Source organism: Nostoc sp. (assembly GCF_036917275.1).
In the GTDB taxonomy this organism is placed as follows: Bacteria; Cyanobacteriota; Cyanobacteriia; order Cyanobacteriales; family Nostocaceae; genus Nostoc.
Window position 1 is genome coordinate 51,446 of sequence record NZ_JBALDF010000038.1, and the last position, 10,738, is coordinate 62,183.

Below are 10,738 nucleotides of genomic sequence, written 5' to 3' on the forward strand. Positions count from 1 at the left end.
AGAAATGTAAAAGATAATCAAGTAACATATCGTTTAATACCCTGTAGCACGTTTATAAATCGGCGAAAATCATGAAAACTATTTGGCATAACCTCAAGGAAGTGTTAATTAACACATTCGACTACCTCGGCTTGGCTTGGTGGGTAGAGATTATAACGCAGAATCCCCGCTGCACGTACTACTTCGGCCCATTTTTGAATTCTTCTGAGGCAAAATTGTCAAGCACCGGATATATAGAAGATTTGGAAGTAGAAGGAGCGCAGGGAATTGCTGTAAATGTCAAGCGCTGCAAACCTAATACTTTAACAATCGCTGACGACTTGGGGGAAAAGATTGACCGCAAAGTACAGCCTGCCTTTGGCGGTCAAATTTTAAGTTAGGCCAGAGAATGAAAACAATTCGTAATTCGTAATTCATAATTTCAACTTATAATTACGAATTATTTCTTCAATAGTCAAAAACCCTTGGACTTTTGACTATTGACGGGGCGGTTGGTACACACGTTTGAAAGTCTATATTAACTGTTCGTATCAATACCAATTACCTGCGGATGTTCTTCGAGCCAATAGTCAATGTCATTCAGCACCTGCTGAGGAATTTCCCACGGGAAAAGATGGGCGGTGTTGGGATAGCACTGCCACTGAGAATTTTGGAGGTGTTGAGCAGTTTCTAAGCTGGAATCAGATGTGATGTGGCGGTCTTGGTCACCAGCAAGTACTAAACTAGGACATTGTATTTGTTGCAAATCTAGAAGTCGGTTGTATCCTGATTGAATTGCACTATAAAGGGCGCGAGTAGCAGCAGGAGAGGTTTGCAAATAAGCTGGTACTGCTTCGGTTGCGATGTAGTTGTAAGTGGTAGGTGTATGTTGTTGGATTAGGTAGCGGAAAAGCGATCGCTTGCCAAAAGTTTCAATATTCCACTGCCAACTCGGTTTTATATAGTTTACTAGGGCAGCAACACCAGTATATAAATTATCTTGCCAAGTAATGGTCGGATGACTGCCACGGGGTTTTGCGGCTGTAGCCACCAAAATTAGCCCTGTAACGCGTTCTGGCAAACGTAATGCTAATTCCATTGCCAGAATGCCCCCAAGTGACCATCCCAATACTAGGCACTTTTCAATCTCAAAGCGGTCTAGCAGCGCTTCTAAATCGGTCAAATGGTCATCCATATCAAAATTGCGATTGTAGCGACTTTTGCCATATCCACGTAAATCAGGGGCAAAAGTTTTGTAGCGTTTTGATAAATGATTGGTAAAGACAGATAGACTACGACCTGTACCAGGATGACCGTGTAAGCCTAGAATGGGGAATCCTTGACCTTGGATGTAAACATTAAGACGTGCAGCAGTGGTGGTATGGCGATCGCTCATGACTCCCCGTCCTCCTGTCTGCCGAACAAATGTTTTAGAATAGGTTGACTTTCAGTTCTCAACCCTCTAATTTCTCTAAGTTCGGTTACAATTCCTTCAAAGTTATGTTGAGTTGCTTCATGGTTGATCTGATGGATTTCAACTACCTGCACCAAGGAATTTACAGTTGAGGGTAGTTGGGCGATCGCAATATTCGCTTCTATAGCTACTCTATATACCATCTATAGCTCTCGTATTCGTTTCAGCGCTTTGTGCTATCCGTTCTCGGATTGCCTCAATCCGATCTAACCTTTGTGTCATAGCAGTTCCTTATATTTAGGACTTACGCACACTCTACGAATTCTCGGCGCTCTTGGCACGGCAGTTGCTTCAAGTCGGCAGAGCCGCCCAACGCACTGCCTCGTCTTGGCGGTTCGATAAATTAAGCTTTTTGGTAATTTTTGCGTAAGTCCTAATATTATTCTAATTGTGTCACACGGCTAGTGGTGAAGCATTCCAGTGTTTAGTTAGAGTTCAAGCTTTTCTAGATAATCTATTAAAGTTAATACTTGGCGATTCGCTACTCTAAGATTTATAAATAGTAAAGCTTATACTTATGCAATTCAGAAGCGTTTAAATATTTACCATTCTGGTCATATTTGCTCGCTTGCAAACCAAACTAGCAAATCACTGGTTGTTTGATATGTGATATCAGATTGAATATCTGCCCAATTATTGGGTAAAGCTCCCATTTAATTTACTATTGGTGATAATTTTACAGATTGTGCCCAAATGTGTTCAAATTAAAACCTTGAATTTACCACACTTTCAAGAAATAGGTTCAAAAACCATTTGGGGAATCAACACTTCCTCTTCTAATTGCCCAATACCTAAAAAGCGAGTCTCTTGATCATAAACTCTCACTATTCCAGAAACATCGAAAGTTAGAGAAATTCGCTGACCTTGACACCATTTTTGAGCAGATGTTGCTGGTAAAGTTACAGATGACAAATGTTTCAAGGCAGCATCAGGTACAAAAGGTTGAAATGTCTGGGCTTGCAGTTTAGTTTCTAAGTCTGTGAAAGTGAGACTATCTGTTAAATCGAAACCACTGCTTTGGGTGCGGATCAAAGCCGCAAGAGTGCCACCAGTTTCTAAAATTGCACCTAAGTCACGAGCGATCGCTCTAATATATGTACCAGAACCACAGGCGATCGCCACATCCAATTCGGGAAAATCTCCTTCTCTCCAGTCCAAAATATCTATCTGAAAAACTTCCACTGTTCGCACTGGAACTTCCACCGTTTTACCTTGGCGTGCTAAGTCGTAGAGACGTTTACCATCCACTTGGATTGCACTGTAAATAGGTGGTATTTGCTCAATCTTACCTTCAAATTGTGCCAGTGCAGTTTTCACCTCTGCTAAACTCAATCCAGCACAAGGTTGAGAAGTAATGATTTCACCTTGTAAATCATCGGTTGTAGTACGCACACCCAGCCGAATGGTGGCTTTGTAAGCTTTGTTTTCTGGCAGATATTGTAATAATCTTGTGGCTTTACCAAGAGCGATCGGTAATACCCCGGTAGCTGCTGGATCTAAGGTTCCCGCATGTCCCACACGTTTGAGGCGCAACAATTTTCGCACCCGCGCTACACAGTCGTGGGAAGTCCAGTCAAATGGTTTGTTTAAGTTAAGAAAACCTTGCACAGTGAAATTTTATAAGTTTGACAATAGGCATTCTGCTATATAAATACAAGACTTGTCTAGACATTTATGCCTACATATCAAATAAAAATCATTACATGCAGCAATGCAACACCAATATCCAACATCCAAAATCCGAAGCTGACTATGGTGTTGGGAACTTTTTTTTTAAAGGTTTTGCTCCTTCTAAATCCAGCAATTGAGCCAATTCTATTGTATTCAATGACTTGACAAGATTCAAACCAAGAGACTTACTAGAAATGCTTTGAGTGTAAGCGGCGTTAAGGTAGGGAGTGTATTGTAACCTTCCTGAAACATAGGTTTGGAAGAAAGGTAAACTTAAAACATTCATGTAACGACGCGCTTGGGAAGCATCACCAACCATATCGGCAGGTAATGCTACTTGTTGATTTGCAGGGTTACCGTTGCCAATGGTGGAAAAGTGGGTGCCACCTACAAGCATGACGAGATACTTTTGTGAATTAGTGAACCAGGAGAAAGGTAGAATTTGTTCGGATAAAGCTGGTGCAACTGTATCATCAGTACTGCTGACAATCATCACTGGAGTTTTAATTTGACTTAAGCCAGCTTTGCCGAAAATAGAACTGGTGATGGGATTAACTGCGATCGCAGCTTTCACTCTCTCATCCCGCAGGTTATAATCCTTGGCAGATTTGCTGATGTTCAATTCTAAAGCGCGACATTGGAGCAGTAAAGACATGTTCCAGGTATTTTGCAGCGCTGCTGGTTGACAGTCTTTTTTTAGCTGCTCAAAGTTGATTTTAGCGCCTGCCAGGGCCAAGGCTGTGTAGCCTCCCAAAGATTGACCAAATACTCCAACTTGTTGCAGATTTAATCGACCTTTAAATCGTGAATCAGATTGGTTACCTTTTTCCAATTGATTCAATATATATGTTATATCCAAAGGTCGGTCTTTAAATTCACTTGGTTCTGCTACATCATTAGCGCGTCCATTCAACAGAGAATGTAATTGTTTAGCATCACTACCAGGATGATTGGGAACGGCGACGGCAAATCCGTAGGAAGCTAGGTGAGTGGCTAAATATTGAAAGTTGCTGCTGTCTAAACCCAAGCCGTGAGAAATCACAATTATGGGTGCAGTATTGTGGACATTGGGAATATAAACATCAGTTAATAAAGGGCGATTGCGGCTTGAGTCGAAAAACTTTAGGGTATATTTTTGCGACTTAAACTTTCCCGGAACCTGTAAATCAGCCAATTGTGAGAAAATTGGTTGTTTTATCGTATCAGCTTCAATCTTAGACTCTTGGGAAACTGCTGCGATCGCTCGATGGGTTTTATTAACAAGTTTCTCCAATTCTGTAGCTATTTCCAAAGTCTGCACTACATCAAGGTTAATCCTGTTGGTGGGATATTTACGCAACACATTCAAAAGTGTCAAGCCTCCTGATTCCGCAGAGGCTAAAATTACCGCCGAACGCAAAGCATGAAATTCTGGTTCTGGTTGAGGAGATTTGGTTTTAATCACTTGCGCCAACCGATGCAGCAAAAATTCTCCTTGCGGTGTGTAGAGAAATTGCGAAAGTACTACCGGACTAACTTTCACACGATTGAGTAAAATCTGCCGCAATTCTTGAAGCTGTTGAAGAGGCAGATATTGCTGATAGGCTGCCAAATCGTCGTCAATTACACCTGTTTTCGCGTAGTTTTCTAGAGTAGTGACTGAAATAGAAAGCTCTAAAGCTGAATAAGATGCATAAATCCGCTCTGCTGCCAAGACAGAATTACTAATTCCAAACGTTGGCAGCATCATTGAAAGAACCAGCAACAGGAATTTTTTTCTCAAGGTGCTGGCCCAATTACCAAACAAACTATTCATCGCTCAACTGTTTCGGTAGTCTGGTTTTATTCGGTGTTGGCTTTGGTAGTTATTCGGACACCCTGCTTGGTTTACTTAAATTATTAGCCTCAATTTTATCAAAACAGAATTTAGGAGTCAGTCGTTATAATTCAGAATGAATTCTATATGACTGACGAATAGAAAAAGCTTTATCTGACTCCTGAATTCTGATTTCTGAATTCTTATTTCAGAATTTTCATCTTGGCTATAAAGTCAAAAATCAGATACTACGGAGTCACACAGATGAGTAAAATATTCATCTTCCAAAAGGCTGACTCCAGTAGTTTGCCTTCACCATCAAATCATAACAAATAAAAAATCTTCTGCCTCAGTATTTATGTTGTAGCTTTGAATATGGCACGAATTTACTAAATGAAAAACCCAGTAAAAATCAGGAAAATCCTTTCTATTAATCAGTTTTTACCAAAGCGATCGCTACTGAACCTGTGACTACTAAAGCCGCTCCTAATATTGCGATGAAAGTGAAGTGTTCTGCTGGTATCCAATAAGGTGCAATAACTGATACAACTCCGACTGATATTAATGTCACAATGGGAGCTAAAGCTAATACTGCGCTCACTCGTGATGCTTCCCAATGTTCTAATGATTCGGCAAAAGCACTATAAGCGATTAAAGTATTCAAAGCACAAAAAAGCAATATTCCTAAGTGTAAAGGATCAAGTATAAAAAGTGATTTTACTCTGGCTAGAGGAGTGAATAATAAAGCACAGCCCCCGTAAATCATCAGCATGATACTAGAAGAAGATAAAGATTGTAATAACTGCTTTTGTGCCAAAGCATAAATAGCCCATGCTGCGGCTCCTAACACAATCAAAACACTACCTAGTATATATGTGCCATGCGCTGTAATTAAATTCCTTAGTTGTTCACCAAAAAATAAAAGGTAACCGCAAGTTAGTACACTTATACCAATCCATTGATACAGTCGATAACGTTCTTTAAAAATTACTAACCCTCCTAAACCTAATAAGAGGGTAGATAATTGAATGAGAACTTCAGCGTTAGCAGGCGATGTTAGTGCTAAACCTTGCATGAAGAAAAAGTAATTAATCCCTAAAAAGATTGTAGCGATCGCTAATAATTTCCCAGAAGCAAAAAACAATTGTTCTAACTTTGGTAATTTACCACGTATTCCTAAATACACAGCAAGTAGGAAAAAGGATACCAAAAAACGAAACCAAATGACGGTATATACATCAAGCACTTGCAAAGTTACCGTCAGAGCAATAGGTAAAATTCCCCACAATAAGACCGTCAATAGTGATAACGCTAGCCCTAAGCGCCACCGACCAGAACTTTGATGTAGTGACATTCAAATATCCTACTTCAAGTAGGGCTAATAACAAGCTAAAACACATCTATTTTGCATATCTATATTTTATCAAACTCTTGTGGAGAAAGGATGTCACGAGTCTAGCTAATCTAAATTAAAGTAGAACAGCTTACCTCTCCTACTCAATTTATTGGTAGTCATATAGCGTTTTTTGTTCACATAAAATTCGTAAATTTATGTAGTTACTTTACATGAATATTAAATTTATAACTTTCACGTAAGTATATAATTTATCCGTTGTGATTTTATTACAAAAAACTATGGGGTTTATACCCTTTATAGGCTTAGTAGTCTTTATTACAGGCTTATCAATTTACTTGCTGCTGACTTCAAAAGGTCGATTTTTGCTCAAATCTTTGGTGACAAAAATAAAGCCCCAAGAGTGGAGATTCAGATATGGCAAGATTAACTACCTGAGATCAAGATTTTTAAGGATTATAACAATTGCTACGATTATTCTGGTAGCAGTAGTAGCTGGAAATACTGTATCAGCCCAGGTTACGCCGCCTCTAGCTTCGCTCAAGAGCGTATCGGTTCCAGAACCTGACAATCTTGGAGACTTTGTAAAAGACAAAGTAGCGGCGATCAAATTAGGAAAGACTCTTTTTTGGGATATACAGGTTGGGAGCGACGGACTGAGTTCCTGTGCTAGTTGTCACTTCCATGCTGGAGCCGATAATAGATCCAAAAATCAGATTTCTCCCGGGCTTTTGCGGGTTAACGCTGATCGGACATCGAATCCGGATACAGTTTTTAATGTAGGTGGTGCGCCAAACTACCAGCTAAGAAAAGAAGATTTCCCCTTCCACAAGCTGTCAAACCCGAATGATCCCAAGACCGTTGTATCTGACCGTAACGATGTCAGTTCCTCTCAGGGGGTCTCCAACACAAAGTTTGTTGGTGTTAAACCTGGTAGCGCGGAAGACGAAGCAAAAACCGAGCCAGATAAGGTGTTTAACGTGCGAGGTACGAATGTGCGCCGCGTCCAGGCGCGTAACACGCCAAGCGTAATTAATGCAGTATTCAACTTCCGCAACTTCTGGGATGGAAGGGCGCAGCGGATCTTTAATGGGGTGAATCCCTTCGGTTTAAGAGACCCTAACGCCTTTGTGGTGAAAGCAGAAAACCCAAATCAGCTCAAATTTGTCAAAGTTAGCCTGAATAATTCGTCTTTGGCTTCCCAGGCGCTCGGCCCACCACTCAGTTCCTTTGAGACGTCTGCTGATGGTCGCACTTTTCAAGAAATTGGTGATAAGTTCGGGCGAATTGACAACAAAAAATCTCTCACCACACTGCCGCTAGATAATCTAGATAATATTGGTGATACTCTGGTTGACCCGCTACTCAGTTCCGTTGAAGATATTACTGGTAATTTGGGGCAAATTGGCAACATAAAATCTATCAATGGACTGGTGCAAAATGTTCTGTCAATTAGCGGTACAAAGCTTCCTCGAGTACTGGCGCAAAAGTTGACTAGCCTCAGACCGCTAGGCAAACAGGTTGTGCATCCACAAGACAGCGTTTTAGGTGCAGACAGTAGATGGCCTAAACCCGGACTGAAGGATAGAACCTATGAGCAGCTGGTTAAAGATGCCTTTAGGCCGGAGTGGTGGAAGTCTAATCGACTCATCCAAGTTGATGCTCAAGGTAAACGGACTTTTGTCAACACGCCTGATAACTCTTCCCAAACCAATGAGTACACACTGTTGGAGTATAACTTCTCGCTATTCTTTGGGCTTGCAGTTCAGTTGTATGAGTCTACACTCATTGCCAATGATACGCCTTTTGATCGCTTCTTGGAAGGAAAGACCACAGCCCTAACTAAGCAGCAGCAACTAGGTAAACAACTGTTTGAAGGCAAAGGTCTGTGCATTGGTTGTCACGTTGGATCAGAATTAACAGCTGCTTCAGTGAGCAACGTGGCTAAAAACGGACGAATCAAACGTGCGCCCTTCCCTCCAAACAGCCCTGAAGACAATGGCTTCTTCAATATCGGCGTCAGACCTGTTACGGACGATCTCGGTTTGGGTGGTAATGACGGTTTGTCTGGTAACGGCCAAGGTAATCCGCTTTCAGAGGCTCGATTGGCTCAGTTAGGGAAATTTCAGGCTCTCCTCGGCGAAAACCCCCCGACTCTCAGTCCACCGTTGAGTCCTAATGAAACTGTGTTTGCAGACGGAGCCTTCAAAGCACCTGGACTTCGCAATGTGGAACTCACTGCTCCCTACTTTCACAATGGAGGTCAGGCGACTTTAGAGCAAGTGGTTGATTTTTACAATCGGGGTGGTGACTTTGGAGTTCTTCCGCCGCTGAATTTCTCACCAGAAGAAAAACAGCAATTGGTCGCCTTTTTAAAGGGACTGACTGACGAGCGAGTTCGGTATGAGAAAGCGCCCTTTGACCACCCGCAACTGTTCGTTCCGAATGGACATCCGGGTAACTCTACCTCTGTTACCAATGACGGTACTGGCAAAGCCACGGATAGCCTACTAGAAATTCCTGCTGTTGGTAGGTATGGTGGTACTGGCACTCGAAATTTCCTGAACTAATACCATCTCACGAAATATTTAATACAGATAGATATGTAGGGGCGTACAGTTAGGTGTACGCCCCTACATTTATAGGACTTACGCAAAAATTACCAAAAAGCTTAATTTATCGAACCGCCAAGACGAGGCAGTGCGTTGGGCGGCTCTGCCGACTTGAAGCAACTGCCGTGCCAAGAGCGCTGAGAATTCGTAGAGTGTGCGTAAGTCCTAATTTATTAACGACTGTGTAGGCGTAGCCCGCCGGAGGTATCGCCAACTATCGGTTATATATTGCTAACTTTGGTATTGTCTAGGTAATTATAAACTTTTCTCGAAACTTCACTGACAAAATCTCCAGCTTTGGGATTGTAGTTTGGTCTTTGCACCAAAACCCCTGCTGAACTTTAGTTCAACGCAGAGAAAAGTTCGTTGACAACTCACATTAAAAGAAATCAGCCATCCAAGGCGATGCACCTGCAAATATTTGCGTAGCTGCTAAAATAGCCGTTTCTGTCCCATTCAGTTTTCCGGCTATTTGCAAATGGTAGGGAGCGAACAAACTTGTATATAGTGGTGCTAGTTCTCGGATATCTAGCTGTAACTCACCTTTTCCACCTTTTGTAACTTCACCGCGTCCATTGGCAACAGAAAGGATGAATTTACCATTGTTTGCATCTAGCAAATTATCTTGAATATCTAGGTGCAGTTCAGCTTGAATTCCCGATGGATAACCCCGCATTTCCAACGCCTTGACTACATCTACTACCCGCAGCATCCAACGCATCGTATTCTTAAGCTTGGCAGTTTGCTCTGGTAGCAGCAATGTCAGGGAATCAATCACAGAACTCCTCCATCGCACCCGTTCAATTTGAGAGCGATGATTGGCAATAAAAGACCAAAAACTTTGTGCAGCCGCAACTGTGAGAATTACCCAATCTTTGATTCGCAGAATTGCGCCATCCTCTGCTGGATGTTGGCTGAAGAGGATGTAGCCTTGGGGTTTCTCTTTGCTACCGATAAAATATGCGTAAAATGTTTCCTTCTCATCTGGTTGGATTAAGCGCTCCCAGATTGCTGGATGTCGGTCTAAATATCCATGCGTTTGTCTCGCCTGCTGCTGATATAGCTTATGAAAGACTTGATGATTGATGCTTACTATTCGTTGCAAAGGTAGAGGTTGCTCCCGCACTTGGATACTCTTAGCAGCAACTTCCCAATTACACCAGTGACCCCCCTGCTCATACCCGACTTTTCGGTACAAGCTTTGAATAGAGGGATAAAGAGCGGAGAGCGGTATACCCCTAGCATAAAGTTCCTTGAGGGTGTGCTGCATCAGAGCGATCGCAGCTCCCGAACCACGATACTCTGGAGCAATGCCTACTGCGGCAATTCCAGTCATTGGTACACGTTGACCACCCCACCACTGACCCATATCGATAGTTGCCAATCCACCAACTAATTGTTCTGACTCACGAATAATGCGGAAATTTTCTACACCAATAAGGTTGATGTAGACCTCCTCATTACCAGGTGAGCTAAAATAACACTGATCGAGGATATACCCCAGCTGCTGAATATCCTGGGGATGGGCAAGAGTGCTGTATTCAAATTTAGGCGTCATCTCTTATACCATTAATAATACAGAAGCAAAACTATACTACAACTAAGGTTGCTTAAAATTTGACCTTCTGAGGTTGAATGTTGACCTTCTGAAGCTCAAAGTTGACCTTCTGAGGCTCAAAGTTGACCTTCTGAGGCTCAAAGTTGACCTTCTGAGGCTCAAAGTTGACCTTTTGAGGTTCAAAGTTGACCTTTTGAGGTTCAAAGTTGACCTTCTGAGGCTCAAAGTTGACCTTCTGAGGCTCAAAGTTGACCTTCTGAGGCTCAAAGTTGACCTTCTGAGGCTCAAAGTTGAC

9 protein-coding genes are annotated in these 10,738 nt (G+C 42.0%); 3 read left to right on the plus strand and 6 right to left on the minus strand.

The features are described from left to right. Positions 1–71 precede the first annotated feature (71 nt). Positions 72–380, plus strand: a complete 309-nt coding sequence (locus V7K35_RS14930; RefSeq protein WP_334795661.1) for a DUF1816 domain-containing protein — start codon at positions 72–74, stop codon at positions 378–380. 137 nt (positions 381–517) lie between these two features. On the opposite strand, the gene V7K35_RS14935 is transcribed toward V7K35_RS14930, so the two are convergent. The 5 genes from V7K35_RS14935 to V7K35_RS14955 all read right to left on the minus strand — a co-directional run bounded on the left by V7K35_RS14935 (position 518) and on the right by V7K35_RS14955 (position 6,273). Further along, positions 518–1,375: an alpha/beta fold hydrolase gene (locus tag V7K35_RS14935; RefSeq protein WP_335080063.1), complete on the minus strand. Its 858-nt coding sequence runs from the start codon at positions 1,373–1,375 to the stop codon at positions 518–520. Further along, positions 1,372–1,596, minus strand: coding sequence for a hypothetical protein (locus tag V7K35_RS14940; RefSeq protein WP_335080064.1), 225 nt, complete (start codon positions 1,594–1,596; stop codon positions 1,372–1,374). Before V7K35_RS14940 ends, V7K35_RS14935 begins: the two co-directional genes overlap by 4 nt. 586 nt (positions 1,597–2,182) lie before the next feature. After that, the gene (gene truB / locus V7K35_RS14945) at positions 2,183–3,061 is read right to left on the minus strand and encodes a tRNA pseudouridine(55) synthase TruB (protein ID WP_335080065.1); all 879 of its coding nucleotides are present in this window, start codon (positions 3,059–3,061) and stop codon (positions 2,183–2,185) included. Positions 3,062–3,203: 142 nt separating this feature from the next. Continuing rightward, positions 3,204–4,919, minus strand: coding sequence for an alpha/beta hydrolase (locus V7K35_RS14950; protein ID WP_335080066.1), 1,716 nt, complete (start codon positions 4,917–4,919; stop codon positions 3,204–3,206). 430 nt (positions 4,920–5,349) lie between these two features. Next, entirely contained in the window at positions 5,350–6,273 is a 924-nt protein-coding gene (locus V7K35_RS14955; RefSeq protein ID WP_335080067.1) for a DMT family transporter, read from the minus strand. Positions 6,274–6,554: 281 nt separating this feature from the next. Between V7K35_RS14955 and V7K35_RS14960 the strand changes: the two genes are divergently transcribed. Then, positions 6,555–8,843, plus strand: a complete 2,289-nt coding sequence (locus tag V7K35_RS14960) for a cytochrome c peroxidase (RefSeq protein WP_335080068.1) — start codon at positions 6,555–6,557, stop codon at positions 8,841–8,843. A 421-nt stretch (positions 8,844–9,264) separates the two neighbouring features. Here V7K35_RS14960 and V7K35_RS14965 read toward each other — a convergent pair whose 3' ends face one another. Beyond that, on the minus strand, positions 9,265–10,443 hold the full coding sequence (locus V7K35_RS14965) for a GNAT family N-acetyltransferase (RefSeq protein ID WP_335080069.1): 1,179 nt from the start codon (positions 10,441–10,443) through the stop codon (positions 9,265–9,267). A gap of 73 nt (positions 10,444–10,516) precedes the next feature. Between V7K35_RS14965 and V7K35_RS14970 the strand changes: the two genes are divergently transcribed. Further along, the coding region (locus V7K35_RS14970; RefSeq protein ID WP_335080070.1) for a hypothetical protein at positions 10,517–10,738 on the plus strand (222 nt) is incomplete at its 3' end.

Excerpts from the sequence above, each read along its gene's own strand:
- V7K35_RS14930 (WP_334795661.1), top strand. The coding sequence starts at position 72 with ATGAAAACTATTTGGCATAACCTCAAGGAAGTGTTAATTAACACATTC.
- V7K35_RS14935 (WP_335080063.1), bottom strand. The coding sequence starts at position 1,375 with ATGAGCGATCGCCATACCACCACTGCTGCACGTCTTAATGTTTACATC.
- V7K35_RS14940 (WP_335080064.1), bottom strand. The coding sequence starts at position 1,596 with ATGGTATATAGAGTAGCTATAGAAGCGAATATTGCGATCGCCCAACTA.
- V7K35_RS14950 (WP_335080066.1), bottom strand. The coding sequence starts at position 4,919 with ATGAATAGTTTGTTTGGTAATTGGGCCAGCACCTTGAGAAAAAAATTC.
- V7K35_RS14955 (WP_335080067.1), bottom strand. The coding sequence starts at position 6,273 with ATGTCACTACATCAAAGTTCTGGTCGGTGGCGCTTAGGGCTAGCGTTA.
- V7K35_RS14960 (WP_335080068.1), top strand. The coding sequence starts at position 6,555 with ATGGGGTTTATACCCTTTATAGGCTTAGTAGTCTTTATTACAGGCTTA.
- V7K35_RS14965 (WP_335080069.1), bottom strand. The coding sequence starts at position 10,443 with ATGACGCCTAAATTTGAATACAGCACTCTTGCCCATCCCCAGGATATT.